Genomic DNA, 26128 nt, shown 5'->3' with positions numbered 1-26128 from the left:
GGGATAACGACAGTTATGCGCTGCGATTTAGGCTTTTGTGCGCGGCACGATTGTACATTCGCGACGAACCGCATCCACCGCGCACGACAACGCCGTCATGCGAAGCCACCCGCCTTCGCGAGCATGACCCCGCCCGCCGCCAGCAGGCAACCGCCGACGATCCGCGCCACGCGCGCACCATTGCGCGCGAAACGCTCGCCGCTGATCGCGACGGCGGCAAGCGCCATGGCACGCAGATCCATGACGCCGACCACGAGCACCATCGCCGTGAGCCCCGCACAGCAGCCGATGCAATACCAACCGAGCCGCGCGCCGTGACGCCACGCCGCCCCCATGGCGCCATACCGCGCAAAGCTTTGCGGCGATGCCGCGCGGCAGCACGCAAGAAAACGCGCCTTCGCGATGCTCAACTGAAACGCACCGGCCAGCAGCACGATCACGCCGGCCATGAAGGGAACGGCGCGCGAGAAAGCGCTGACGCACAACGCCAGCGCGGCCAGACACGCGCCCACCGGATACAACGCGACACCCAGCGCGACCCACAACGCGAAATAGCCCAACGCGACCTGCAGCACGAACCATCCCGCACGCGCCGGCCCCTGACCCGTCGCTGCCGCGCGGTAACGCGAGAGCGCGGGCATCAGCGCGGGCAGCATCATCGCCACCGTCATCGCGGACCACATGGCGATGAACGAAGCCGCCGCGCCCGGCCAGGTTTGACCGCACAGGCGCGCCCAGGCCATCGACATCGTCCAGCCGCCCGGCATCGGCATGCCGCCCTTCGACGACATCGACGTGCAGATCGCGATCGTCAATGTCGTGGCCACGCAGAAAAACAGCGCGGCGACGCCGATCCAGGCGCCTGCGTGCACGCGCTTTCGCATGCGCGCGCAGATCTCGGTGACGGGCTGGGCGCGCATCACACGTCACCGCGCGCTGTACTCGTCGTGACGGCGCCACCAGATGCCCGTCTCGTTGCGCCCGAGCGGTGCGCGGTCGAGCCACTGATACATGCCCCAGATCGCGTCCACGCCGCGCGCGTAGGCCGAATACGTGTGATAGATCTCACCGTCCTCCATCACGAACGCGCTGATGCCGGGCCGGTCGCGGCGATAGGTCTGGCCATCCGTCCCGCAACTGGCCGCGAACTCCTCGACGGGCTTGGGGACGGGCGTCATATCCATCGCGTGACCGCCGCGCTGGTAGTTGTATTCGACGCTGCCCTCGCGCTCCTGAACCTCCGAGAACGACACGTTGTAATCGAAGTTGAAATCGCTATCGGACGAGGACGCCCACGGAAACGTCCACCCCATGCGCTGCCGGTAAGCCAGCAGTTTCGCGAGCGGCGCGCGGGACACGGCCATCAGCGTGACATCGTGATTCGCGAGGTGAATGAAGGCGCCGTTCAAGCCGTCCGCAATCGACGAGCACGACGGGCAGCCCGCTTTGTAATCCGGCCCGAACATGAAGTGATAGACGAGCAGTTGCGAGCGGCCCTTGAAGAGATCGGCGAGCGTCGCGGGCCCGTCTTCGGTGTCGAAGCGATAGGTCTTGTCGATACGCACCCACGGCAATGCCTGGCGTTGGAGCGCGACTTCGTCGCTGCGATGCGTCAGCGCCTTTTCGGCGGCCAACAGTTCGAGGCGCGCAGCCAGCCATTCTTCGCGCGTCCCGGTCGTATGCTTCGTGCTCATGCTTCCCTCCTTGCGATGGTCATCGTCGAAACATCCGGCCCGCGAGATGAGCAAGCGCGCCGGTACTCGTGTGCTAGATTAGTTGCCGGCCTCCGACCCTGGGAGTGACAAGTGTGGCGGGATTCCGATGGACTCGAACATCTCAGCCGCCGCGCGCGCGCTCGCGGCCGGTGATCCGTTCGGCGCGCTGAACCGCGTCGCGCTGCGCGACGATGCGCCTGCGCTCGCGCTGCGCGGCATCGCGATTGCGCAGCTCGGCGACTTCGAACGCGCCCGCACGCTCGTGCGCGATGCGGCGCGCGCGTTCGGCCCGAAAGCGCCGGTGGCCCGCGCGCGCTGCGTCGTCGCCGAGGCCGAGATCGCGCTCGCCTCGCGCGACCTCGGCTGGCCTCAGCACTCGCTCGATGCCGCGCGCACGACGCTGGAGATGCACGGCGACCTCGCGAACGCCGCGCATGCGCGACAACTGGAAGTCCGCCGCCTCGTTCTGATCGGCCGCCTCGACGCCGCCGAGGACCACCTTGCCGCGATCGATTCCACCGCTTTGCCGCCCGCGCTCGCCGCGGCCCACGAACTGGCCATCGCCGGCATCGCCATGCGCCGTCTCCAGACACAGGCGGCCCGCAGCGCGCTCGCGCAGGCCGCGCAAGCCGCACGCCGCGCGGGCATCCCCGCGCTCCTCGCCGAGGTCGACAGTGTTAGCGCCGTCCTGCGCGCGCCCGCGGCGCGCCTGCTCGCGAACGGCACGGAACGAACGCTGCTGCTCGCCGAAGTTGAAGCGCTGCTGATGTCGAAGACGTTCGTCGTGGATGCGTGCCGCCATGCCGTGCGCGAAGCGGGCACCGTGATCGCGCTCGCGCGGCGCCCGGTGCTCTTCGTGCTCGCCCGAGCGCTGGCTGAAGCGTGGCCCGCCGACGTACCGCGCGACGCGCTCATCGAGCGTGCGTTTCGCACGAAGCACGCGGACGAAACGCATCGCGCACGTCTGCGCGTGGAGATGGGCCGTCTGCGCACGGCGCTGCGACCGCTTGCGGGCATACACGCAACGAATCGCGGCTTCACGATTACGCCCCACGTCGCGCGCGAAATCGTGGTGCTGGCGCGCCCGATCGAAGAGCCGCACGCAGCCGTGCTCGCGCTGCTCGCCGACTGCGAGTCCTGGTCGAGTTCGTCGCTGGCGCTCGCGCTGGGGGCCAGTCAGCGCACCGTGCAGCGCGCCCTCGATGCATTGGCGGCAACGAACAAGATCCAGTCGTTCGGCCGCGGACGCGCGCGGCGCTGGACCACCCCGCCCGCACCTGGATTCGCGACGACTTTGTTACTCCCCTCCTCACTCCCAACCGACGAGGATTCACCATGAAGCCAGTACCCGCGGAAGTCGTCCGCGAATACGGCCCGTTCGCGGGCATCGACAAAGTCAATGGCGTCACGTACGACGGCCATCACGTATGGTTTGCGTCGGGCGACAAGGTGAACGAACTCGATCTGGCAAGCGGCGAGACTGTGCGCTCGATCGAAGCGCCCTCGCACGCCGGCACGGCCTTCGATGGCCAGCATCTCTATCAGATCGACGGTGCCGCGATCCAGAAGATCGATCCTGCAAGCGGGCGAGTCGTTGCGACGATTCCCTCGCCCGAAGGCGGCGGCAACAGCGGACTCGCGTGGGCGGAAGGCAGCCTCTGGGTGGGGCGCTACCAGGAACGCAAGATCCATCAACTCGATCCGCAAACCGGGGCGATTCTGCGCACGATCGAATCGAACCGGTTCGTTACGGGTGTGACCTGGGCGAACGGCGAACTCTGGCACGGCACCTGGGAGAATCAGGAGAGCGAGTTGCGCCATATCGACCCCGCCACGGGCGAAGTGCTCGAACAGCTTGTCATGCCTGCGGGCATGGGTGTATCGGGACTCGAATCCGATGGTCGCGACCGGTTCTACTGCGGCGGCGGCGATAGCGGCAAGGTGCGGGCCGTGCGGAAGCCGGCGCGTGAAGCGGCTGTAGCGGACGCCGATTCGACTACGGAGTGAGCCGGAGCGTTGTGATACGTCGCGCTAGTGAGAGCGATGAACGTTGCAGCTAACTGCATCGGTTGAAGATATTGCGCGGCGCGCTGGGTGTTTCCGGTTGTTTGAATACGCCGGGTCGAGCGTCAACGGGCTATGTCATCGCGCCGGAGACGAACCGTCATCTCGCGTGCCGCCTCAATCAGCCACCTGCGATATACGCGCTCAACCCTTGCGCCAGCGCGTCGAACGCCGCCCTGCAACGCGGATTGCCGCGCAAATCCTCGTGCATGGTGATCCACGTGTCGAGACCCAACGCGCACGGCTTCGCCAGCACGCGAACGAGCCGCGCATCGCGCCGCGCCACGCCTGTCTGGCAAAAGCCGATGCCACACCCCGCGCGGATCATGGCGAGTTGCGCGACATCGCTGCTAGTGCGGATCGCGAAAGCGTCGCGACGCCAGAGTGGCAACTGCTTCGTCGCGGCGCGCAGGTACGGTGTTGCTTCGTCGAATCCGATCAGCGCGTGGGCCGCGAGGTCGTCGACGGTCGACGGCGTGCCGCGTTCCGCGAGGTAATCGTCGCGCGCGAAGAGACCCACCTCCACTGAGCCGATACGCCTCGCAATCAGCATTTCCTGTTTCGGCTGCGTCATGCGAACCGCGATATCGACCTCCCGTTGCAGCAGATCCTGCACGCGATTGGTCGCCACCAGTTCGACGACGAGCCCCGGATGTGTGCGCCGCAACTCCGCAATCACGGGCGGCAACACCTCCACGCTGATCACCTCACTTGCCGAAATGCGCACCACGCCGCTCGTCGCCGCGCCGTGGCCTGCGGCCGCACGCTCCAGCGCCGCCGCGGTACTGCGCATCGCCTCGGCGTAGCCGCGCAATGCGCTCGCCGCTTCGGTGGGCAGCAAGCCGGTCTGCGATCGCGTGAAAAGCGGCTGCCCGAACGCCGCTTCAAGCGCCTCGATATGCCGCCCCGCCGTTGGCTGCGTGATGCCGAGCGCACGCGCAGCGCCCGACAGTGAGCCTTCCGTCAGCACCGCGAGGAAGGTCCGGTAGAGTTCCCAGTTGAGGTTCGAGGCCATACATAAATGTATAGCTGATGTCGTCATTTCGCCAATTTCTTGTGTGCCGTCGAAGGCGCAGAATGCCTCCATCGCAGCATTGAAACCGGAGAATCGACGTGGCACTCACTTCCCTTCAAACGACGGACAAACTGGCGCTGGTACTTGGCGCGACGGGTGGGATCGGCGGCGAAGTCGCGCGCCAGTTGCTGGACGCTGGATGGCGGGTGCGCGCGCTTCATCGGCATCCCGGGAAGGCAGCGAAGGCCGGCGACGGCATCGAATGGCACGAGGGCGACGCCATGGATCGCGAAGCGGTCGTGCGCGTCGCGCAGGGTTGCACGGTGATCGTCCACGCAGTCAATCCGCCGGGCTACCGCCGCTGGCCGCAACTCGTGCTGCCCATGCTCGGCAACACGATCGCAGCGGCGCAGGCGGCAGGCGCGACTATCGTGTTCCCCGGCACGGTTTACAACTACGGGCCGGATGCGTTTCCGCTTTTGCGTGAAGACGCGCCACAACGGCCGCGCACGCGAAAGGGCGCCATCCGCGTCGAAATGGAGCGGCAATTGCAGGCCGCCGCGGAACACGGCGTGCGAACGATCGTCGTGCGTGCAGGCGATTTTTTCGGTCCGCACGTTGTGGGAAATAGCTGGTTTTCGCAGGGACTGATCGAAGCGGGCAAACCGCTTCGCGTGGTCCGGCTACCGGGAAAGCCCGGCGTGGGGCATGAATGGGCCTACGTGCCGGACGTCGCGCGCACGATGGTCGAATTGATCGCGCGACGCTCGACGCTGGCGCCGTTCGCGACGTTTCACCTGGCCGGACACTGGGACGCCGACGGCACGCAGATGGCCGCAGCGATTTCCCGGGTAGCGCACCGCCACGGTCTGGAAGTCGTGAAGCGCCGATTTCCGTGGCCCCTCGTCTTCGCCGCTGCGCCCTTTGTGACGACGCTGCGCGAAATGCTCGAAATGCGCTACCTGTGGCGCGAACCGGTCCAGCTCGATAACGCGCGGCTCGTCGCAACGCTGGGCCGTGAACCGCACACGGCGCTCGACGCGGCGGTCGAAACAACGCTGGCGAGCCTCGGCTGCCTCGGATCACCCGAGGGGGTCGCTCCGACGCTTCAGGGGAAATAGTCTCGCGGGCGTGGGCCGGTCAGCGAGGACGGTTCCAGCGGTGCGTGCCTGGTGTGGTTGGCGCGGTTGGCGTGCTTGGCGTGCTTGGCGTGCTTGGCGTGCCTGGCGTGCCTGGCGTGCCTGGCGTGCCTGGCGTGCCTGGCGTGCTTGGCGTGCTTGGCGTGCTTGGCGTGCTTGGCGTGCGCATGCGAGCCGTCGCGACCGCCACGCGACTCACACGCGCAAATCAAAGCGCTCAATCATCCGCGACCGGCGCCGCGTGCGCCACAACCACGCGATCGCGCCCAGCCACTTTCGCGGCATAGAGACTCGTGTCGGCCTTCTGCAGCCATGAGATGTGATCGCGCATGGCCTCGTCGCACTGCGCCACGCCGACGCTGGCCGTGCACGGGCAGACCGCGTCGTCCCTCGACGCATACTCGCGCACCGTGGCGACCAGCCGTTCGGCGACGGCCCGTGCCTGCGCCAGCGTCGCGCCCGGCAGCACAATGCCGAACTCCTCACCGCCGTAGCGGCCGATGTGGCCGCCGTCGCGAAAGTGCTCGCGCAGTATCCCGGCGAACGCCTGCAACGCGGCATCGCCTGCCGTGTGACCGCGCGTGTCGTTGAGGTTCTTGAAGTGATCGAGATCGACGAGCAACAGCGACGACGCATAGCCGCTTGCAAGGCTGCGCTCGAATTCGTGGGCGAGTACGCCCTCCCACGTGCGGCGATTGAGGATGCCGGTAAGACCGTCGGTGCGGCTCAGGCGCTCGAGCGAACGACTCTGGTCCGCGAGCTTGCGCGAGATCCGATAGGTGGACCAGCCGAGCGCGATCGGATAGATCACCATGAACGGCAGGCAGGCGAGAATGGTCGGCATGCTCGACATCGGCTCGAAGGCAAAGCCGAGCAGGAGCAACCCCGCCGCCAGCCCCACGACATGCGCAACGACGCCCCAGTTGAAGAGCATCAAGCCGCCAGCCGCGATGTTGTCCATGCTGAGCATCGTGAGGATCAACACGGACGGAAGCACGTTAAAGCGCATCGCGGCAACCCAGAAGCCGCCGAGAACCGAATCGATCAAGAGGTTCACGCGCTCGCCGCGATACGGCACCGCGCTGGCGAGCGCGGCGCGGCGCGCCACGTGCGGCCATACGAAACCGTGAAATACCAGCAGCGCCCACATCAAAAAGCCGCGATCCTGCTGCGCGAGCACCGAAGCAACGCAGAAGATCCCCAGCCCGAGCCCGGCGACCCGCAAGCGGTAGACGCGTTCGACGAAACGCCGTCCCTTGCCGGATTCTTTATTCGCTGCAGCGTTCATTCTTGCTTTTAGGCCGGTCGCGCTGCGCCGGACGAAGGGATTTTGGGATAGGACATATTGTGCCATCGGTTGGCGGCTCCGTCTGCTGCAAGGCGCTTGTGTGCACAACGATCTGTCGCACATGATCTGGCCCTATCAGCGCGCGGCGCGACGAAGTAAAAGGCGCACCCGCGCGCTTCCGCTAAAATCGCGGCACGCGCGAACTTTCTTCGCCTCCCGATCCACCCAACGCCCCTGCGCAACGTCGGCCACAAGCAGCGTTGCCGCGACTCACGGCGCGAGACCCCGAATGACGAACTCATCCACCGCCACGCCCTTCAGCGCGCTACCGCTCGCGCCCGCCATGCTCGAGAACCTCACCCGGCTCGGCTACACGGAAATGACGCCCATCCAGGCCGAAAGCCTGCCCATCGCGCTCGCGGGACACGATCTCATCGCGCAGTCGAAGACCGGCAGCGGCAAGACGGCGGCGTTTTCGCTGGCGCTGCTGTCGCGGCTCGATGTGCGCCGCCTCGACATACAGGCGATGATCCTCTGCCCCACGCGCGAACTGGCCGACCAGGTCACGCAGGAAATCCGCCGCCTTGCGCGCGCCGAGGAAAACATCAAGGTGCTGACGCTCTGCGGCGGCACGCCCATGCGCCCCCAGACGGCGAGCCTCGAACATGGCGCACATATCATCGTCGGTACGCCGGGACGCATCATGGATCATCTGGAGCGCGGCAGCCTCGCGCTCGAAGCGCTGAACACGCTCGTGCTCGACGAAGCGGACCGCATGCTCGACATGGGCTTCTTCGACGACATCGCCAAAGTGGTCAGCCAATGCCCCAAAGAGCGCCAGACGTTGATGTTTTCGGCGACGTATCCGGACGGCATCGCGAAGCTCAGTCAACGATTCCTTCGCAATCCGAAGGAAGTCAAATTCGAAGAACATCACGACGATAGCAAGATTCGTCAGCGCTTCTACGAGGTCACCGAGGACGAACGTCTGCACACGGTCGGCATGCTGCTGAATCACTATCGCCCGGTGAGCACGCTCGCGTTCTGCAACACGAAGCAGCAGTGTCGCGACCTGCTCGACGTACTTCGCGCGCAGGGCTTTCATGCGCTCGCGCTGCACGGCGAACTCGACCAGCGCGAACGCGACCAGGTGCTGATCCAGTTTGCCAACCGAAGCTGCTCGGTGCTCGTTGCCACCGACGTCGCCGCGCGCGGTCTCGACATCGCGCAGCTCGAAGCGGTGATCAACGTGGACGTGACGCCCGATCCCGAAACCTACGTGCACCGCATCGGCCGCACGGGACGCGCGGATCAGGACGGCTGGGCGCTTTCCCTCGCGACCATGGACGAGATGGGGCGCGTGGGCGGCATCGAACAGGCGCTCAAGCGCGAAGTCGAATGGCACCCGCTCGCCTCGTTGAAACCCGCCAGCAACACGCCCCTGCTGCCGCCGATGGAAACGCTGCAGATCCTCGGCGGTCGCAAGGAAAAGATCCGCCCGGGCGACGTACTGGGCGCGCTGACCGGCGAAGCCGGATTCAAGGGCGAGCAGATCGGCAAGATCAACGTCACCGATTTTTCAACCTACGTGGCCGTCGAGCGTGGCATCGCGCGCGATGCGCTGCGCAAGCTCAACGCGGGCAAGGTCAAGGGCAAGAAGATCAAGGCGCGTTTGATGGACGAGTGAGATTCGCGCCATCGAGGCGAGGCGCCGCTCTGCGCGCCGGGAATCGAAGGCATCGCAAAAAACTTGCGATGCCCGACGGCAACACTTAGGCTTAGGCTCGTGTCTGCAGGATCCAACCCGAACAACCGCTCGCGCGAACCTTTCCCCGAGGCGCGCATGTTCAAAGGGAGTCTTGTAATGCCATGTTCACGTCGCCAGTTCATCGCCATCGCGGCCACGTTCGCGTCGACGTCGATCCTCCTCGACGAAGCACGCGCCGATGCCCCGCCGGTCTCCGAAAGCGATCCGACGGCTCAGGCGCTCGGCTACAAGGCCAATGCCGCGCAGGTCGATAAAGCCAAGTATCCGACGTTTCAAACCGGCCAATCGTGTTCGAATTGCCAGCTGTATCAGGGCAAGACGGGAGCGGCGAGCGGCCCCTGTCTGCTTTTCGGCGGCAAGACCGTCAATAGCGGCGGCTGGTGCAGCGGATATACGAAGAAGGCCTGAGACCGGTCACGACGCGCGTCGCGAGCGTGAGGCTCTTGCGCGCGTGCGGCGACGGTGGCGACATGCGCATGTTCGCCCACGCCAGTCGGCGTCGATCGAAATAGCCGCCCGCGAGCCTGGCACATATCCGGGCGTAACCCTCCTTCGCCGTGATCCGGCGCCACGCTGCGCCCTCAGCCGGGCGTCATATCCGGCCCTCGCGGCCGTATTTTGCCCGGCTCAGCGCCAGAACAAGGCAAAATAACGCTTTTGAGCCCTCACCGGGCTCGGCTTTCCCACGCTGGCCACTGCCTGCAATGCTCGCTACGAGCAACGCCAGGCCCGGCTGGCCCGCTCGCCTCTCAGGCGACTCCAGGAGCAGTTCTTCATGACCGAATCGAATCTTTCGTTCGTCGGCCGGCTTTCCGTCGCCGTCGGATCGTTTTTCGCCATCCTCGGCGACAGCACGCTTGCCGCGAACGTTCGCCGTTTGCGCGAAGGCACGCTGGCGCCCATCGCCGCTCCCGTTCCCGCTTCTGCCCCTGTTTCTGCCCCTGTTTCCGCACCCCAACCGGCACCCGTCGTCGCGCCAGCTCCGGCGCCCGCCATCGAAGAAGCGAGCCCCGATGCAGCCCTTCAGCTGCTGGGCCTGCTTCAGCGCAACGCGCGCTTCATCGACTTCGTCGAAGAGGACATCGCGAGCTATTCCGATTTCGAAATCGGTGCTGCGGCGCGCCTCGTTCACGACGGTTGCCGCACGACGCTGCGCGAGCACTTCACGATCCGCCACGTGCGCGACGAAGCCGAAGGCAGCCGCATCACGATCCCCGACGGTTTCGACGCCACCGCTGTCCGGCTCACCGGCAACGTGGTCGGCAAGGCGCCCTTTAACGGCAGCATCGCGCACCGCGGCTGGCGCGCCGTCGAAGTCAAGCTGCCGAAGCTCATCAAGTCCCACGACGTGACGGTGATCGCACCCGCCGAGGTGGAGCTATGAGCGAGCCGCGCTTTTCGATCGGTATCGACCTGGGCACGACGCACAGCGCGCTGTCTTACGTCGACCGCACGGCAAGCGATGGCGAGAAGACCAGCCAGGGCGTGCTGCCTATCGCGCAGCTCACGGCGCCCGGCACGCTCGAATCGCCCAGCCTGCTACCTTCGTTTCTCTATCTGCCGCATCCCGGTGAACTGACGCCCGGCGATCTGACCTTGCCGTGGACGGCAAGCCGCGACTACGCGGTAGGCGAACTCGCGCGCAGCCGTGGCGCAGGCACGCCGATCCGCCTCGTGTCGAGCGCCAAAAGCTGGCTGTGCCATCCCGGCGTGGACCGGCGCGCGGCGATCCTGCCGAACGACGCGCCACCTGAAGTCGCGCGCGTTTCGCCGCTCGAAAGCTCGGTGCGCTATCTCACGCATCTGCGCGAAGCCTGGGACCACGCGCATCCCGACGCGCCTTTCGCCGAGCAGGACATCACCGTCACGATTCCGGCCTCGTTCGATCCGGCCGCGCGCGAGCTGACCGCCGAAGCTGCGCAGGCAGCCGGCTACGCACGCATGACGCTGCTGGAAGAACCGCAGGCCGCGCTCTATAGCTGGATCCAGAAAAGCGGCGGCGCGTGGCGCAAAGAGGTGAAGGTCGGCGACATCATTCTGGTCATCGACGTGGGCGGCGGTACGACCGACCTCTCGCTGATCGCCGTCGTCGAGCGCGAAGGCAATCTCGAACTCCATCGCGTCGCGGTCGGCGAGCACATTCTGCTCGGCGGCGACAACATGGATCTCGCGCTCGCGCACGTCGTCGCGCGCAAGCTCGCGGCCCAAGGCACACAGGCCGATCCGTGGCAATTGCGCGCCCTCACCTACGCGTGCCGCGCGGCCAAGGAAACGCTGCTCTCCGACCCCGCCGCCGACGCCGTGCCGCTCGTCGTGCCGAGCCGCGGATCGAAGCTGATCGGCGGATCGATCCGCACCGAACTCACGCGCGCCGAACTCACGCAGACCATTCTCGAAGGCTTCTTCCCGCAGGTCGATGCCGCAGCGCGACCCGTGAGCCGCGCACGCGCGGGCCTCACGCAACTCGGCCTGCCTTACGCGCAGGACGCCGGCATCACGCGGCACCTCGCGGCATTCCTCGGCAAGCAGGTCGGCGCGCTGGCCGAACTCCAGGGCCTGACCACTGCCCCGAACGAAGGTGCGAGCTTCCTGCACCCGACCGCTGTGCTGTTCAACGGCGGCGTGTTCAAGTCGGCGCTGCTGGCCGAACGGATTCTCGGTGTCCTCAACAGCTGGCTCGCCGCCGACGGCGCCGCGAGCGCTCGTCTGATCGGCGGCGCGGACCTCGATCTCGCCGTCGCACGCGGCGCCGCGTACTACGGCTACGTGAAGCGAGGCAAGGGCGTGCGGATTCGCGGAGGCACGGCGCGCGCTTACTACATCGCGATCGAATCGGCCATGCCCGCCGTGCCCGGACTGGAGCCGCCGGTGTCGGCGCTGTGCGTCGCGCCCTTCGGCATGGAAGAAGGCACGGACGCCGCGCTGCCGCCGCAGGAATTCGGACTCGTGGTCGGTGAACCGGTGCACTTCCGCTTCTTCGGATCGTCGGTCCGGCGGCAGGATCAAGTGGGCACGATGCTCGACTACTGGTCGCCCGACGAACTGCAGGAACTCGAAGAAATCCAGGCGACGCTGCCGCCCGAAGGCCGCACGCCCGGCGACGTCGTGCCGGTGAAGTTGCACGCGCGCGTGACCGAAGCGGGCACGCTCGAACTCGAAGCACTGTCGAGCAGCACGAACGAGCGCTGGAAAGTCGAATTCGACGTGCGTGGCAGCGCCAACGCCTGAGCTTGATGAAGCAATACCTCGTCGGCATTGATCTCGGAACGAGCAACACCGTTGTCGCCTACGTCGAGGCAGGCGGCGCGGCGAACAACAGCGAGATCCGCGTCTTCGACGTCGATCAGCTCGTGGGCCTCGGCGAAGTGCATGCCGAACCGCTCCTGCCGTCCGCACGTTATCACCCGGCGCCGGGAGAACTCGCTGCGGACGATCTGCGCCTCCCATGGAGCAGCGCGCAATCACGCGTTGAGGGCGATGCGCACGAGGCGGTGATCGGCCGGCTCGCGCGCACGCTCGGCGCGCAGGTGCCGGGCCGGCTCGTGAGCAGTGCGAAGAGCTGGCTTTCGCACGCGTCGGTCGACCGTCTCGCGCCGATCCTCCCCTGGGGCGCGAGCGACGACGCGCAGAAGGTTTCGCCTGTCGCCGCGAGCGCAAGCTATCTCGTGCATGTGCGCGACGCCTGGAATGCCCGCTTCGCGCATGCGCCGCTCGAAGATCAGGATGTGGTCCTCACCGTGCCGGCCTCGTTCGACGACGGCGCGCGTGCCTTGACGCTCGAAGCTGCACGGCTCGCCGGATTGCCCGCGTTGCGCCTGCTCGAAGAACCGCAGGCCGCGTTCTACGACTGGCTGTATCACCATCGCACGACGCTCGACACCGAGCTCGGAAAGACGCGCCTCGTGCTCGTCTGCGACGTGGGCGGCGGTACGACGGACCTCACGCTCATCAAGGTGCATGTCGAAGACGGCGAGCCGCGGTTGACGCGCATCGGCGTGGGCAATCATCTGATGCTCGGCGGCGACAACATGGATCTCGCGCTGGCGCATCTCGTCGAAGCGCGACTCGCTGCCGGGCAGCCAGCCGGTACGCGGCTAACGGCTGCTAGCCTCTCGCAGCTTGTTGAGCGCTGCCGCGGCGCGAAGGAACAACTGCTCGACGAAGCGGCACCCGATAGCGTCCCGATCACGCTGCTTGGCGCGGGTGCGCGGCTGGTAGGCGGCGCGCGCACGACGCAGCTGCGTCGCGAGGAAGTCGAACAAGTTGTCGTCGATGGCTTCTTTCCGAAGGGCGGCGCGCGCGACCTGCCGCGACGCTCGCGGGCAGCACTCGTCGAGTTCGGCTTGCCCTACGCCGCCGATCCGGCCATCACGCGTCACATCGCTGCGTTCCTCGACCGGTTCGCCGCGCAGTCGCGCGACGCGTTGGGCGACGCATTCGCCGAAACCGAAGCGCCGTCCGTGCCGGTGCCGGACACACTGCTGCTCAATGGCGGCGTTTTCCGCGCGCAGGCCCTTTCGTCGCGCCTCGCCGATACACTCGGCACATGGCGCGGGCAAGCGCTGCACGTCCTGCAAAACGACCAGCCGGATGTCGCCGTCGCACGCGGCGCGGTGGCCTATGCGCTGGCCCGCACGGGCGAGGCGCCGCGCATCGGCGGCGGCTCTGCGCGCAGTTATTTCCTCGTGCTCGACGGCGCCCCCGAAACGCAGCGAGGCGTATGTCTGCTGCCGCGCGGCACGGAAGAGGCGCACGAAGTGCGTCTCGACGATCGTGTGTTCGCGTTACGGCTCGGACACCCCGTGCAGTTCCATCTGGTCTCCACGGTCGCCGATACGGCATGGCAACCGGGCGAGATCGCCGATCTCTCCGGCGCCGACTTCGTGCGCCTGCCGCCGCTCGCCACCATCGTGCAACGCGTGGACGCAAACGCGCCGCGCGAGCGTGAGGTCAAGCTCACGACATCGCTAACGGAACTCGGCACGCTCGAAGTGCGCTGCATCGCCACCGACGATCCATCGCAACGATGGCTGCTGGAATTCCAGCTCCGGCGAGACGACACCGGAAACAACGCCGAGGCGACGCAGCGTCATCCGTTGCTCGACGAAGCGATCGGCCTCATCGACCGCGTGTTCGGACCACGGTCCGCGAACGTCGATCCGAAGGAAGTAAAGCGTCTGCGCGCGCAACTCGAACAACGCCTCGGGCCGCGCGAAACCTGGGATAGCGCGCTGCTGCGCGAACTGTTCGGCGCACTGTGGGAGCGCTCGGGCCGGCGTCGACGTTCCGCCGATCACGAACGGCTGTGGCTTAACCTCGCCGGCTACTGCGTACGGCCAGGCTTCGGCTATCCGCTCGACGAATGGCGCGTCGAACAACTGTGGACGCTGTTCGACGACGGCATCCAGCACGTCAACGATAGCCAGGTGTGGTCGGAGTGGTGGACGCTCTGGCGGCGCGCGGCGGGCGGGCTCTCCGAAGCGGCCCAGCAGCAGGTGCTCGAAGCGATGGACTGGCTCGAAGCGGCAGCGGGCGCGAAGCGCCACAAACTGCCCTTCGATCCGTCGAAGCTGGGCCAGGGCGACATGGTTCGCCTGTACGCGTCACTCGAACACATCGACGTCGATCGCAAGATCCAGATTGCCGAACGCCTGCTTGCGCGGCTTCAACAGTCTTCGGAAAACCCGCAGAGCTGGTGGGCGGTCGGCCGTATCGGTGCGCGCCGGCCGTTTTACGGCAGCGCGCATGGCGTCGTGCCGCCCGACGTGGCGACGCGCTGGATCGACGTCATCCTTGAACTGAACTGGCGCAAGGTCGAGCCCGCGATGTTTGCCGCCGTGCAGATCGCAACGATGACCGGCGACCGCTCGCGGGATCTCCCGCAGACGGTGCGCGACACCATCATCCGGCGGCTCGAAGCGGCGAATGCGCCGCTTGCGTGGGTCGAGATGGTCCGCGAAGTGGTGTCGCTCGACAATGCCGATACAGGACGCGTATTCGGCGAATCGCTGCCTGCCGGATTGAAGTTGATCGGGGGATGAGGCACGCACGGCCTCATCGTCCGGCCAATTACGCAGCGTGGCCCTTGTCGCGGTCGCGTAGCGCCACTAGCGACGCACGCTGACGCCCCTCTTCATCGAAATTTTCCGGCACCAGCCACGCCGCGAACGCGCGCTTGATCGACGCCCATTCCGTATCGATGATCGAGAACCACGCCGTGTCGCGCGTGCGTCCCTTGTACATCACCGCCTGGCGGAAGATTCCCTCGAAGGTGAAGCCCAGACGCTGCGCCGTCTTGCGCGACGGCGCGTTGAGGCTGTCGCACTTCCACTCGTACCGGCGATAACCAAGCGTATCGAAGGCATAGGCCATGAGCAGGTACTGCGCCTCCGTGGAGAGCGGCGTCTGCTGGAGCAGCGGCGAGAACGTCACGCTGCCCACTTCGATAACGCCGTTGGCCGGGTCCTGCCGCATCAGCGCCAACGTGCCCACCGCACGGCCCGTCTTGAGGTCGATCACTGCATAGTGCTTCGGGTCCGCGCTTTGCGCCGCGCCTTCGGCGTAGCGGCGGTAGTCGTCGACTGTCTCGAACGGGCCGACGGCCAGGTAGGTCCAGTTACGGCTATCGGGCGCGGCACGGTAGGCAGCGTGGAGATCGTCCGCGTGGCGCGTCGCGTCGAGCGGCTCGAGGCGGCACCAGGTGCCCGTGAGGGTGACGTCGGCGGGGCGCTCGCGCGGCGTCCAGCCTGGGACCGGTTCTCCGATGGGTTGGCCGAATTCGTTAAGGCGCTGTGTCAAGGACTGCTCCCGCGAGTGTGATGGGTGATTGCAGAAGACTACGTCTTTCGTGGCTCCTCTGGAAGGTCCACGCGATGGCAGTCTTGTGGGGCCACGGTCATCGCGCATGCGGGATCGCCACCTTCATTCAGAACTGCGCCGTGACTTGAAAGCCCAACGTCACGCTCGGCGCGGAGAAGCCCGGAGGCGCATGGACCGGCGTACGCGCAAATACGTCATAGCTATACGCATCCCACCGTACCGTTTTCCAGCTCATCGCACCTCAGTCGTCGTGGTGCACATCGCGGCTATTTACACGACAACACCACGACGCCGCCGATAGCCTCCGCATTCGGCAACGTGGCCGAGTAGCCGAGCGCCACCAGTGGCTGCGTCGCGTCATGCCCCACGACAACCGACTGGATCGATAGTTGTCCGGTTGTCGAGGTGCCGTTCAACGGTGCCTGTGTATTTGTCAGCGTGTAGTTGGCATTGTCCAGATTGATCGACATGCTCAGGTTATCGAGCGTGCGCGTTCCGAGATCCAGCGCCGCCGAAGTCGTGCCGAGCGTACCCGGGGCATAGCCGTCATTGCTGGTTACGGTATCCGCGATGACCTGCGTACAGGCCAGCGTACCGCTCGTCGCGGTCAGCGACAACGGCGTGCCGACGGCGTAGTGAACGCCCTGCTGGGGGGTGTAGGTATTGCCGTCGGTATCCATGGCCGCGTTCCACCGACCGATCGCCACGTCGCTACCGACACCCTGAATATCCGAAACCGTTCCATGGTCGAGTCCGAGACAGTCTGTCTGTGCGCCCGATGACGCCAGCGTCGTGAATGCGCCGCTCGCCTGTTGTACCTGACTCGAAGCGGGAGCGGCAGGCGCAGTGAAATTGCGGTTCTTCTGATAGTCGGCAGGCAAACTCGGCACGACCACGACCGCCAGCGTGCCATTGCTGGCCGCGACCTGGGCGGCCGAGCCCGAGTAGGTGAAGCTGCCGTTCGGTCTACACGCTACCTGAGTTGATGACTCTGGGACGGTACCCGACGGCGATGCTATCGGGGGTGTTGACGACGTAGACGATGTCGCGACTGACGGACGCTTATCGCCGCCGCCACACGCGGAAAGTGAAGCGGCGACCAGCACAACAGCGAGAAAATTGCGCCTGCGGAAAAGCTTTTGCATCGTATGGCTCCAGGTATCACGATTCATCGGACTGACGCTTCAAAACTGCCCGGAAACGTGAAACCCAATCGTCACACCCGGTGCAGGAAAATCGGACGAGACTAGTGGACGGATTGCATCGTGACGATCAGACAAATCTGGAATTTTTGGTCGGTTTCCTCAACGTTGTGATCTTGTATTTTTCAGTTGAAGCGTCGTGTATAACGCATCACCCCGCACCCTCTCCTTCCCGTCTGCGCCTTTTCAATGCTCCTCACTTCCTCACTTTCAGCGAGGCCACATAAACCACACGTGCCCATGCGAGGCTTGCGACGCATGTGTCAATTCATCGTGGCCCAATGCCCATGGAGCCACGCACAGGATTCGCCGGTGGAGAAGTCCGGCTGGTGTGGTCGTACCAGACCATCACGCACCCGTTGACCGCAACCACCGTCATACATCTTCAACACAACACGCAATATTGCCCACCTATACTTCACGCAATCCCCATCACCCCAATCGACATGAGACGAATCACAGTGCGGCGGTCCCCAGTGCATGGCCGAGGCGTCTTCGCCTTATGCGCCCTGCGCGCGGGAGAACGGATCTTCGAATACCGTGGCAAGGTGACCACCTGGCGCGAGGCCTCACGTCACTGCCAGTCGCGCGTGGACTGCGCCCACACGTTTCTGTTCGGTCTCTCCGACGGCCGCGTGATCGACGGCGGGCGCGGCGGCAACGGCGCGCGCTGGCTCAATCATGCGTGCAATGCGAATTGCGAAACGGTCGAGATCGACGGGCGCGTGTTTATCGACGCGATCTGCGATATCGACGCGGGCGCGGAACTCTTCATCGACTACGCGCTGGAACTCGAAAGCGATGCGAGCGACGAGACGCGTTTGATGTATGTATGCCGATGCGGCACGGGCGGCTGCCGTGGCACGATGCTGGGCGTCAGCGCGTAGAGGACTACCGCGAGGCGAGCGCCACCAGCTTCCAAAAACTCGACGTACACACGATGTTCGCGAAGGTCGCGAACCGTCGATCACTGAAGCGCATCGACACAGTTATTTCGACCAAAAACTCAATCAAATACATTAGAAATAACTGCCTGAAGATCAATATGATTGCGCAAACCACTCCTCCAGACTAACCGCGCAGTCCGCGATACGGGCAGCGCAGGCCAGACATCCCGGATCAGGAACCGCCATGCCGCGTCCCATCATCGCCCGCATTCATCCCGAAGCCGTCCGCCACAACCTCGGACTCGTCAAGCAAACGGCGCCCCACTCGCGCGTCTGGGCAGTCATCAAGGCCAACGCATACGGCCACGGCATCGAGCGAATCTATCCCGCACTGGCGCAAGCCGACGGCATCGCCCTGCTCGATCTCGACGAAGCCGTGCGCGTGCGCGAACTGGGCTGGACGAAACCGATCCTGCTGCTCGAAGGTGTATTCGAACCGGTCGATGTCGAAGTCGCGGATAGCCATCGCTTAACCGTCGCCGTCCACTGCGACGAGCAGTTGCAGTTGCTGGAATCGGCAAAGCTGCGCCAGCCCATCGACGTCATGCTCAAAATGAACTCCGGCATGAACCGGCTCGGCTTTCGTCCGCACGTGTTCCGACGAGCGTGGGAACGTGCGTCGGCGCTGCCTTCGATCCGCTCAGTGGGGCTCATGAGCCATTTCGCCAACGCCGACGATGGCGCGATCGACTGGCAACTCGATCAGTTCGACGCCGTCACACAGGACATTCCCGGCGAGCAGTCGCTCTCGAACTCGGCGGGCGTGCTCTGGCATCCGCGCGCGCACCGCGACTGGGTGCGGCCCGGCACGATCCTCTATGGTGCTTCGCCCACGGGCGCGACGCGCCACGTCGCGGGTTTCGGGCTGCGCGCGGCGATGACGCTCACTAGCCGCATCATCGGCGTGCAAACGGTCACGCCACAGGAGACCATCGGCTACGGGCGCACGTTCCAGGTCAGCCATCCGATGCGCATCGGCGTCGTCGCCTGCGGCTACGCAGACGGCTATCCGCGTCACGCGCGCACGGGCACGCCCATTGCCGTCGATGGCGTGCTCACACGCATCGTCGGACGCGTCTCCATGGACATGCTGACCGTCGATCTCACGCCGTGCCCTCAGGTGACGATCGGATCGTCGGTCGAACTCTGGGGCGACCAGGTGAAGGTTGACGACGTGGCCGAAGCGTCGGGCACGATCGGCTATGAGCTGATGTGTGCGCTCGCGCGCCGCGTGCCGGTCGAAGTGGCAAGCAGCGTGGCCACAGCCGGGCGCGAGCGACAAGCCGAGTGCGTGACGACACTTTGAGCGAAGCGCATCTGCTGCACGCAAGCGGCGGCCATTGCCTGTTTTGTGCTGACGCTAACGCAGATTCTCTTTGAAGAAGTCCACGACGGCAGCATTGAAGCGCCGATGAAACGCCGCGCGATCGAATCCAGGCGCCGACGTGCAGATGTCCGGCACTCGCTGCGCCAGGGCGGCGGAGCACGGCGCGAGAAAATCGTAGTGGCCCGCATCGGGCACGACGAAGTATTGCGGCGCGACCGGAAGGGCGTCATAAACGGCCTGCGCGTAAAAGGGCTGCGGCAGGATCTCGTCGTCCGCGGCACGCCAAAGCTGGAGCGGAATGCGAACATCAGCCAGCCCGGCTTTCCCGAACGTATAGCCGAGCGCAGGCGCGGCAACCACCACCGCCTTGATGCGGGGATCGGTATCCGCGCCGTCCCCGCGCGGCACGGCGAAGTTCACCGGCACCGGACTGTTTGCAACGTATGTGCAGGTCCACTCGGCGGGATGGTCGGCGCAATGCTCACTGACGAGAGCAAGATCGTAGCGACCGCCGGCTAGCGCAAGCACCGTGAATCCGCCAGCGGAGAAACCAAACGCGCCGACTTTTTGCGTCGAGAGGCTTGCCCGGCCGCTCCAACGCTCGAGCATGAAGTCGAGCAACTGGCTGACTTGCTTCGGTCGGTCGGAGATGAACAACGCGCGACTGTTGTCTTGGTAGTTGTCGCCGGGATGCGTCAGTGCGGCCACCACGAAACCTGCCTTCGCGAGCGCGATCGCCGTATCGTAGTGCCCCGCGAGCGAGCCACCCGTTCCGTGCGAGATGACGACGAGCGGCAGATCGGTGCCTCGAATGGCACCGCCAGTGACCACGTCCTGCTCGTTCAGACTCATCGGTTCAGGCTTCTCGGTCCCTTCGCTCGGATACCAGATGCCTGCTTCGACGTGACCGCCTCCGGGGGCGGCATAGGTCAGCCGCTGGAACCCCACCGCTGCTTCGGCGGGCGAACTAGCAATGGCGAACAGGCCGCACACGGTCGCGAGCGCGGCAATGCGGACAGCAGCAAATCGAAAGGTATGTCTCAGGTTTCCCATGCGATCCCCCCAATGGATTGCATGGATTGTAGTGAACCGGAATCAGGGGCACTTGATCGAACTTGCTCTCATTGCCGGACGTGCGATCGTGGCGATGTTCGTGTCACTAGCAATTGTCGGGCGGCGGGTAAGGCGCACGCCCTGCCGGCAATGCGTAATTCGCATTGGCAACGAGCACAGCCCGCGATCAGCGCGTACCGCCCCGTTCAATGCGAATGCCGCGGCACCTCAGCTCCCCGGCAACCGACGAGGAAATCGAAGTCGCACCCTTCATCAGCTTGCAGCACGTGTTCTACGTACAGGCCACGATAGCCGCCGCGATCCTCCGGTATTTCCTCCCGCGCATCCGCCCACTGTGCAAGACGCGCACGAATCTCCTCATCGCTGATATCGACGTGCAACGTCCCCGCCTCGCAGTCCAGTTCGATCCAGTCGCCGTCGCGCACGATGGCAAGCGGTCCGCCCGCGCGCGCCTCAGGCGCCACGTGCAGCACGACGGTCCCATACGCCGTGCCGCTCATGCGCGCGTCCGAAATGCGCACCATGTCGGTGATGCCCTGCTCGAGCAGTTTCGGCGGCAAGCCCATGTTGCCAACCTCCGCCATGCCCGGATATCCCTTCGGCCCGCAGTTCTTCATCACGAGCACCGAGTCCGGCGTGACGTCGAGACCGGGCTCGGCGATACGGTTCTTGTAGTCGTCGAAGCTCTCGAACACCACCGCGCGGCCGCGATGCTTGAGCAGCGCGGCCGTCGCCGCCGATGGCTTCAGCACCGCGCCGTTCGGCGCGAGATTGCCGCGCAGCACGCACAAAGCACCGTCACGCACGAGCGGATTGTCGAGCGGGCGAATCACTTCGGCGTCGTAGATCGGTGCTTCACACACGTTGTCCCAGAGCGACTTGCCGTTCGCCGTGAGCGCATCCGGATGCGGCAGCAGTCCGGCTTCGCCAAGCCGTCGCAGCACGGCGGGCAGGCCACCCGCGTAATAAAACTCTTCCATCAGATAACGGCCCGACGGCTGCAGATCGACCAGCGTGGGCGTCCCGCGCCCGACGCGCGTCCAGTCGTCGAGTTCGAGCGGCACGCCGATGCGTCCCGCAATGGCCTTCAGGTGAATGGCCGCGTTGGTCGAGCCGCCGATGGCCGCGTTCGTGCGGATCGCGTTCTCGAAAGCCTCTCGCGTGAGCAGCTTTGAAAGCCTCAGATCTTCCAGCGCCATCTCGACGATACGCATGCCCGAGAGATGCGCGAGCACGTAGCGGCGCGAATCGACGGCGGGAATCGCCGCGTTATGCGGCAGCGTCACGCCAAGCGCCTCGACCATGCACGCCATCGTCGACGCAGTGCCCATGGTGTTGCAGGTCCCCGCCGAGCGCGACATGCCCGCTTCCGCCGACATGAATTCGTGAATCGAAATCCGCCCCGCCTTGACCTGCTCGCTCAACTGCCATACGACGGTACCCGAGCCGATGTCGCGTCCCTCGTGTTTGCCGTTGAGCATCGGACCGCCGCTCACGACGATCGCGGGTACGTCACAGCTTGCGGCCCCCATCAGCAATGCAGGTGTAGTCTTGTCGCAACCCACGAGCAGCACGACCGCATCGACCGGATTGCCGCGTATCGCTTCCTCGACATCCATCGAAGCGAGATTGCGCGTCAACATTGCCGTGGGCCGCAGATTCGACTCTCCGTTCGAGAAGACCGGAAATTCCACGGGAAAGCCGCCCGCTTCGTAGACGCCGCGTCGCACGTGTTCGGCGAGTTTGCGAAAGTGCGAGTTACATGGCGTGAGTTCCGACCACGTATTGCAGATGCCGATTACGGGTTTGCCCTCGAATTCGTGATCCGGGAAACCCTGATTCTTCATCCAGCTTCGGTACATGAAGCCGTTTTTGTCCGCTGTGCCGAACCAGGCTGCCGAGCGAAGCTTTTTTGTGCGTGTGCTCATGGCGATACCATTTTCGTGGTCGATGTACTATAAATAGCATGACTATTTGATCTTGTATGACCGGGAAAACGCTAATCGCAACCCTTAATTAGCCTGCATATAGTTTTCCTATTGAAGTCAGCAGTCGGGCGGCCACCAAAGCATCCGGTGGTTAGAAATGGCGCGAACTACTCGTGACAGTATCCGGCCGTGGTGGACAACGAGCGTAGCGCCGTGAATTAAATGACTACAACGCAAGCTACATCGGAGACACGCATGAAACTGGCAATTCGCATGGTCGCGGGCGGACTCATGGCAACCGCCTTCGCGTTCGCGGCTGGCACAAGCCACGCCGAAGACAAGCAGATCACGCTCGGCTTTGCCCAGGTTGGCGCGGAAAGCGCATGGCGCACAGCCAACACAGTGTCCGTCAAGCAGGCGGCGAAAGACGCCGGCATCAATCTCAAGTTCTCGGACGCCCAGCAGAAACAGGAAAACCAGATCAAGGCCATCCGCTCGTACATCGCGCAGAAGGTGGACGTGATCGCGTTCTCGCCCGTGGTCGAATCAGGCTGGGAGCCGGTGCTGCAGGAAGCGAAACGCGCGAAGATTCCCGTGATCCTCACGGACCGCAACATCGACGTGAAGGACACGTCGCTCTACGTGACGATGATCGGCTCCGACTTCCTTGAGGAAGGCCGCCGCGGCGGCAAGTGGCTCGAAGAGCGTTACAAGAACGACGCGGGCCCGATCAATATCGTCGAGTTGCAGGGAACAGTGGGCTCCGCGCCCGCCAACGACCGCCATGCCGGCCTGATCGAAGTGATCAAGAACGATCCGAAGTTCAAGATCATCGCGTCGCAGAGCGGCGACTTCACGCTCGCGGGCGGCAAGCAGGTCATGGAAGCGTTCGCCAAGACCTACGGCAACAAGATCAACGTGGTCTACGCGCATAACGACGACATGGCGCTCGGCGCGATCCAGGCGATGGAAGAAGCCGGCATGAAGCCTGGCAAGGACATCGCCGTGGTGTCGTTCGACGCGACCAAGGGCGGTTTCGAAGCGATGATCGCCGGCAAGATGAATGTCGACGTCGAATGCAGCCCGCTGCTCGGACCGCAACTGATGTCCGCCGTGAAAGATGTCGTGGCGGGCAAGGAACTGCCGAAGCGCATCGTGACGACCGAGACCGTGTTCCCGATGAGCGTGGCCGCGCAAGTGCTGCCGTCGCGCAAGTACTAACTATTGACGACTGATTCGCAGACGGCGGGTGGCGCGCGTTTCGCGTGCCGCCCGCCGCTGCGTGCTAACTACGCTATGAGCGCCACTCCGCTCCTCGAAACTCACGGCCTTTCGCGCACGTTCCCGGGCGTGCGCGCACTCGCCAACGTCGATTTCCGGCTTTACCCCGGCGAGATCCATACCTTGATGGGTCAGAACGGCGCCGGTAAATCGACCCTCATCAACGTCCTGACCGGCGTGCACCAACCCGACGCGGGCGAAATCCTGCTCGCTGGCGCGCCGGTGCATTTCTCGACGCCGCTGGAAGCGGAAGCGGCCGGCATCCAGACGCTCTACCAGGAAGTCAACCTCTGTCCGAACCTCTCGGTCGCAGAGAATATATTCGCGGGACGGCAGCCGCGCCGGCGTGGACTGATCGACTGGAAGACGATCCACCGGCGCGCCGAGGAAGCGCTCGGCGAACTCAATCTCGCGCTCGACGTCACGCAGTCGCTCGACACCTATCCCATTGCGATGCAGCAAATGGTAGCGATCGCGCGCGCGATGTCCGTCGATGCGCGCATCCTGATCCTCGACGAACCGACCTCGAGTCTCGACGACAGCGAAGTCACACGGCTCTTCGAAGTCCTGCGCAAGCTGAGGGATTCGGGTATCGCGATCCTGTTCGTCACACATTTTCTCGAACAGACCTACGCGATTTCCGATCGCATCACGGTGATGCGCAACGGCGAGCGCGAAGGCGAATATCTCGCAGCAGACCTGCCCGTGCAGACGCTCGTCGCGAAGATGGTCGGGCAGCAGCTCGCGCGCGAACGGCTCGAACCAGGCAATGAACAGCCGGCACCGGCGAGCGCGGCGAACGCAGCACCCTGGCTCAGCGCGCACGGCGTCGCGCGGCGCGGCGTGCTTAGTCCGCTCGACCTCGACGTCCAGCCTGGCCAGATACTCGGACTCGCAGGCCTCCTCGGCTCCGGGCGCACGGAAACCGCGCGTCTCTTGTTCGGCGCTGACCGCGCGGACGAAGGCGCAGTGTCGATCGCCGGCGAGACGGTGAAGCTTTCCTCGCCACGCGATGCAGTGCGGCACGGCATGGCGTACTGTCCCGAGGACCGCAAGAAGGAGGGCATTGTCGCGGACCTCTCGATCCGCGAGAACATCGTGCTCGCCCTGCAGGCGCGACGCGGCTGGTGGCGCATGATCAGCCGCGCGCGCTCGCGTGAACTCGCGAACGAATACATCGCGCAGCTCGGCATCAAGGCGCGCGACGCGGAACAGCCGCTCGGCCTGCTCTCGGGTGGCAATCAGCAGAAGGTCCTGCTCGCGCGCTGGCTCGCGACTGAGCCCGAATTGCTGATCCTCGACGAACCCACACGCGGCATCGACGTCGCCGCGAAATTCGAAATCATGGATCGTGTGCGCGCGCTGTGTGCGAAGGGGCTCGCCATTCTGTTTATTTCGTCGGAGATCAGCGAGGTGGTCCGCGTGAGCGATCGCATCGCCGTGTTGCGCGACCGCCGCAAGGTGGCCGAGCTGAACGGCCACGGCCATTCGGAGGACGAAGTGTATGACCTGATCGCCGGAGGTCACCGATGATGCGCTTGTCCACGCTCTTCAAGCACCCGCTCATGTGGCCGGTCGCGACGCTCGTGTGCCTGTTCGCCATCGACGTCGCTCACCGCGCGAATTTCCTTTCGATCACCCTGCTTTCCGGTCACATGTTCGGCGCACCCATCGACATTCTGATGAACGCCGCACCGCTGGTCGTGGTGTCGCTCGGGATGACGCTCGTGATTGCAACGCGCGGCATCGACATTTCGGTTGGCGCCGTGGTCGCCATCGCCGGGGCCGCGGCCGCGAGCGTGCTCGAAGGCGATCCGACGCGCGTGGGTACCGCCTTTGCCGCAGCGCTCGGTGTGGGTCTGCTCGCGGGAATGTGGAACGGCATGCTCGTGGCGTTCGTCGGCATGCAGCCCATCATCGCGACGCTCATCTTGATGGTCGCCGGACGCGGCGTCGCGCAACTGCTCACTGGCGGGCAGATCATTCCGATCGGCGCGCCGGGCTATCTCTTCGCGGGTGGCGGCTACTACGCGCTCGTGCCATGCGATGTGTGGATCGCTATCGCCGTTACGATCCTCACCGCCCTCATCGTGAACCAGACCGCGCTCGGGCTATTCATTCGATCGATCGGCGTAAACCCGGTGGCCGCGCGCCTCGCCGGGCTGTCGTCGCAGGCCGTGGTGTTCGGCACTTACGCGTTCTGCGGATTGATGGCTTCCGTCGCGGGCATCCTCATTAGCTCGAATGTGCGCAGCGCCGATGGCAACAACGCAGGCTTGCTGCTCGAACTGGACGCGATCCTCGCCGTCACACTCGGCGGCACGTCGCTCGCGGGTGGACGCTTCAGCCTCGCGGGCACCGTGCTCGGGGCGCTCATCATCCAGACCCTGACCTACACGACCTATTCGATCGGCGTGCCGCCCGAGGCGACGCTCGTCGTCAAAGCCGTCGTCGTATTGCTCGTGACCCTGATCCAGTCGCCGGCGGCCCGCTCGCTCGCTGCGCAGCGACTACGCCGCCTGGCGCTCGCGCGCCGCGCGCGAGAAAGCGCCTGAGAGAGG

21 protein-coding genes are annotated in these 26128 nt (G+C 65.1%); 13 read left to right on the top strand and 8 right to left on the bottom strand.

Annotated features, from left to right (window positions below; genetic code table 11):
• Positions 1-95 precede the first annotated feature (95 nt).
• Both L0U80_RS25360 and L0U80_RS25355 read right to left on the bottom strand, forming a co-directional pair.
• Positions 96-920 carry a DUF2182 domain-containing protein gene (locus tag L0U80_RS25360; RefSeq protein WP_233872345.1) on the bottom strand — a complete coding sequence of 275 codons (825 nt, stop codon included), beginning with the start codon at positions 918-920 and terminating at the stop codon, positions 96-98.
• Positions 921-926: 6 nt separating this feature from the next.
• Positions 927-1694 carry a DUF899 domain-containing protein gene (locus L0U80_RS25355; protein ID WP_233872342.1) on the bottom strand — a complete coding sequence of 256 codons (768 nt, stop codon included), beginning with the start codon at positions 1692-1694 and terminating at the stop codon, positions 927-929.
• A gap of 127 nt (positions 1695-1821) precedes the next feature.
• Here L0U80_RS25355 and L0U80_RS25350 point away from each other — a divergent pair, with 127 nt between their 5' ends.
• Together L0U80_RS25350 and L0U80_RS25345 are read left to right on the top strand one after the other, a co-directional pair.
• Positions 1822-3054 carry a helix-turn-helix domain-containing protein gene (locus tag L0U80_RS25350; RefSeq protein ID WP_233872340.1) on the top strand — a complete coding sequence of 411 codons (1233 nt, stop codon included), beginning with the start codon at positions 1822-1824 and terminating at the stop codon, positions 3052-3054.
• Positions 3051-3722: a Vgb family protein gene (locus L0U80_RS25345; RefSeq protein ID WP_233872337.1), complete on the top strand. Its 672-nt coding sequence runs from the start codon at positions 3051-3053 to the stop codon at positions 3720-3722. The genes L0U80_RS25350 and L0U80_RS25345 overlap by 4 nt, the downstream gene beginning before the upstream one ends.
• Positions 3723-3900: 178 nt before the next feature.
• Here the strand turns inward: L0U80_RS25345 and L0U80_RS25340 are convergent, their stop codons facing one another.
• A complete protein-coding gene (locus L0U80_RS25340; protein ID WP_233872334.1) occupies positions 3901-4794 on the bottom strand; it encodes a LysR family transcriptional regulator in 894 nt (297 codons plus the stop codon).
• A gap of 98 nt (positions 4795-4892) precedes the next feature.
• On the opposite strand from L0U80_RS25340, the gene L0U80_RS25335 reads away from it, so the two are divergent.
• Complete coding sequence (locus L0U80_RS25335) at positions 4893-5915, top strand: NAD-dependent epimerase/dehydratase family protein (protein ID WP_233872331.1); 1023 nt, start codon at positions 4893-4895, stop codon at positions 5913-5915.
• A gap of 235 nt (positions 5916-6150) precedes the next feature.
• On the opposite strand, the gene L0U80_RS25330 is transcribed toward L0U80_RS25335, so the two are convergent.
• Positions 6151-7221, bottom strand: a complete 1071-nt coding sequence (locus L0U80_RS25330) for a diguanylate cyclase (protein ID WP_233872328.1) — start codon at positions 7219-7221, stop codon at positions 6151-6153.
• 289 nt (positions 7222-7510) lie between these two features.
• Here L0U80_RS25330 and dbpA point away from each other — a divergent pair, with 289 nt between their 5' ends.
• The 5 genes from dbpA to L0U80_RS25305 all read left to right on the top strand — a co-directional run bounded on the left by dbpA (position 7511) and on the right by L0U80_RS25305 (position 15030).
• Positions 7511-8908: an ATP-dependent RNA helicase DbpA gene (dbpA, locus tag L0U80_RS25325; RefSeq protein ID WP_233872325.1), complete on the top strand. Its 1398-nt coding sequence runs from the start codon at positions 7511-7513 to the stop codon at positions 8906-8908.
• 177 nt (positions 8909-9085) lie between these two features.
• Positions 9086-9397, top strand: coding sequence for a high-potential iron-sulfur protein (locus L0U80_RS25320; RefSeq protein WP_233872322.1), 312 nt, complete (start codon positions 9086-9088; stop codon positions 9395-9397).
• A 367-nt stretch (positions 9398-9764) separates the two neighbouring features.
• On the top strand, positions 9765-10373 hold the full coding sequence (locus L0U80_RS25315; protein WP_233872319.1) for a DUF2760 domain-containing protein: 609 nt from the start codon (positions 9765-9767) through the stop codon (positions 10371-10373).
• Positions 10370-12217 carry an Hsp70 family protein gene (locus L0U80_RS25310; protein WP_233872316.1) on the top strand — a complete coding sequence of 616 codons (1848 nt, stop codon included), beginning with the start codon at positions 10370-10372 and terminating at the stop codon, positions 12215-12217. Before L0U80_RS25315 ends, L0U80_RS25310 begins: the two co-directional genes overlap by 4 nt.
• 5 nt (positions 12218-12222) lie before the next feature.
• On the top strand, positions 12223-15030 hold the full coding sequence (locus L0U80_RS25305) for an Hsp70 family protein (RefSeq protein ID WP_233872312.1): 2808 nt from the start codon (positions 12223-12225) through the stop codon (positions 15028-15030).
• A 28-nt stretch (positions 15031-15058) separates the two neighbouring features.
• On the opposite strand, the gene L0U80_RS25300 is transcribed toward L0U80_RS25305, so the two are convergent.
• Positions 15059-15787, bottom strand: coding sequence for a GNAT family N-acetyltransferase (locus tag L0U80_RS25300; protein WP_233872309.1), 729 nt, complete (start codon positions 15785-15787; stop codon positions 15059-15061).
• Between the two features lie 287 nt (positions 15788-16074).
• Entirely contained in the window at positions 16075-16953 is an 879-nt protein-coding gene (locus L0U80_RS25290) for a hypothetical protein (protein WP_233872306.1), read from the bottom strand.
• Positions 16954-17456: 503 nt separating this feature from the next.
• Between L0U80_RS25290 and L0U80_RS25285 the strand changes: the two genes are divergently transcribed.
• Positions 17457-17897, top strand: coding sequence for an SET domain-containing protein (locus L0U80_RS25285; protein ID WP_233872302.1), 441 nt, complete (start codon positions 17457-17459; stop codon positions 17895-17897).
• A 244-nt stretch (positions 17898-18141) separates the two neighbouring features.
• The gene (gene alr, locus L0U80_RS25280; protein WP_233872299.1) at positions 18142-19263 is read left to right on the top strand and encodes an alanine racemase; all 1122 of its coding nucleotides are present in this window, start codon (positions 18142-18144) and stop codon (positions 19261-19263) included.
• A gap of 54 nt (positions 19264-19317) precedes the next feature.
• Here the strand turns inward: alr and L0U80_RS25275 are convergent, their stop codons facing one another.
• Positions 19318-20337, bottom strand: a complete 1020-nt coding sequence (locus L0U80_RS25275; RefSeq protein ID WP_233872296.1) for an alpha/beta hydrolase family protein — start codon at positions 20335-20337, stop codon at positions 19318-19320.
• 206 nt (positions 20338-20543) lie between these two features.
• Positions 20544-22286, bottom strand: coding sequence for an IlvD/Edd family dehydratase (locus tag L0U80_RS25270; RefSeq protein ID WP_233872293.1), 1743 nt, complete (start codon positions 22284-22286; stop codon positions 20544-20546).
• Between the two features lie 273 nt (positions 22287-22559).
• Here L0U80_RS25270 and L0U80_RS25265 point away from each other — a divergent pair, with 273 nt between their 5' ends.
• The 3 genes from L0U80_RS25265 (at position 22560) to L0U80_RS25255 (ending at position 26122) form a co-directional block, all read left to right on the top strand.
• Entirely contained in the window at positions 22560-23507 is a 948-nt protein-coding gene (locus tag L0U80_RS25265) for an ABC transporter substrate-binding protein (RefSeq protein WP_233873838.1), read from the top strand.
• Positions 23508-23582: 75 nt separating this feature from the next.
• Complete coding sequence (locus tag L0U80_RS25260; RefSeq protein ID WP_233872290.1) at positions 23583-25100, top strand: sugar ABC transporter ATP-binding protein; 1518 nt, start codon at positions 23583-23585, stop codon at positions 25098-25100.
• Positions 25097-26122, top strand: a complete 1026-nt coding sequence (locus L0U80_RS25255) for an ABC transporter permease (protein ID WP_233872287.1) — start codon at positions 25097-25099, stop codon at positions 26120-26122. The genes L0U80_RS25260 and L0U80_RS25255 overlap by 4 nt, the downstream gene beginning before the upstream one ends.
• Positions 26123-26128: the final 6 nt, after the last annotated feature.

This window comes from Paraburkholderia adhaesiva (assembly GCF_021390575.1).
Taxonomy (GTDB): Bacteria; Pseudomonadota; Gammaproteobacteria; order Burkholderiales; family Burkholderiaceae; genus Paraburkholderia; species Paraburkholderia adhaesiva.
Note: the sequence above shows the minus strand (reverse complement) of the source record. Positions and strands in the feature narration are given on the sequence as shown.

Coding starts and splice junctions, on each gene's coding strand:
- L0U80_RS25270 (WP_233872293.1), bottom strand. CDS start 22,286: ATGAGCACACGCACAAAAAAGCTTCGCTCGGCAGCCTGGTTCGGCACA.
- L0U80_RS25310 (WP_233872316.1), top strand. CDS start 10,370: ATGAGCGAGCCGCGCTTTTCGATCGGTATCGACCTGGGCACGACGCAC.
- L0U80_RS25290 (WP_233872306.1), bottom strand. CDS start 16,953: ATGCAAAAGCTTTTCCGCAGGCGCAATTTTCTCGCTGTTGTGCTGGTC.
- L0U80_RS25285 (WP_233872302.1), top strand. CDS start 17,457: ATGAGACGAATCACAGTGCGGCGGTCCCCAGTGCATGGCCGAGGCGTC.
- L0U80_RS25275 (WP_233872296.1), bottom strand. CDS start 20,337: ATGGGAAACCTGAGACATACCTTTCGATTTGCTGCTGTCCGCATTGCC.
- L0U80_RS25320 (WP_233872322.1), top strand. CDS start 9,086: ATGCCATGTTCACGTCGCCAGTTCATCGCCATCGCGGCCACGTTCGCG.
- L0U80_RS25360 (WP_233872345.1), bottom strand. CDS start 920: ATGCGCGCCCAGCCCGTCACCGAGATCTGCGCGCGCATGCGAAAGCGC.
- L0U80_RS25315 (WP_233872319.1), top strand. CDS start 9,765: ATGACCGAATCGAATCTTTCGTTCGTCGGCCGGCTTTCCGTCGCCGTC.
- L0U80_RS25345 (WP_233872337.1), top strand. CDS start 3,051: ATGAAGCCAGTACCCGCGGAAGTCGTCCGCGAATACGGCCCGTTCGCG.
- L0U80_RS25255 (WP_233872287.1), top strand. CDS start 25,097: ATGATGCGCTTGTCCACGCTCTTCAAGCACCCGCTCATGTGGCCGGTC.
- L0U80_RS25265 (WP_233873838.1), top strand. CDS start 22,560: ATGGTCGCGGGCGGACTCATGGCAACCGCCTTCGCGTTCGCGGCTGGC.
- L0U80_RS25305 (WP_233872312.1), top strand. CDS start 12,223: ATGAAGCAATACCTCGTCGGCATTGATCTCGGAACGAGCAACACCGTT.
- L0U80_RS25350 (WP_233872340.1), top strand. CDS start 1,822: ATGGACTCGAACATCTCAGCCGCCGCGCGCGCGCTCGCGGCCGGTGAT.
- dbpA (WP_233872325.1), top strand. CDS start 7,511: ATGACGAACTCATCCACCGCCACGCCCTTCAGCGCGCTACCGCTCGCG.
- L0U80_RS25340 (WP_233872334.1), bottom strand. CDS start 4,794: ATGGCCTCGAACCTCAACTGGGAACTCTACCGGACCTTCCTCGCGGTG.
- L0U80_RS25355 (WP_233872342.1), bottom strand. CDS start 1,694: ATGAGCACGAAGCATACGACCGGGACGCGCGAAGAATGGCTGGCTGCG.
- alr (WP_233872299.1), top strand. CDS start 18,142: ATGCCGCGTCCCATCATCGCCCGCATTCATCCCGAAGCCGTCCGCCAC.
- L0U80_RS25260 (WP_233872290.1), top strand. CDS start 23,583: ATGAGCGCCACTCCGCTCCTCGAAACTCACGGCCTTTCGCGCACGTTC.
- L0U80_RS25330 (WP_233872328.1), bottom strand. CDS start 7,221: ATGAACGCTGCAGCGAATAAAGAATCCGGCAAGGGACGGCGTTTCGTC.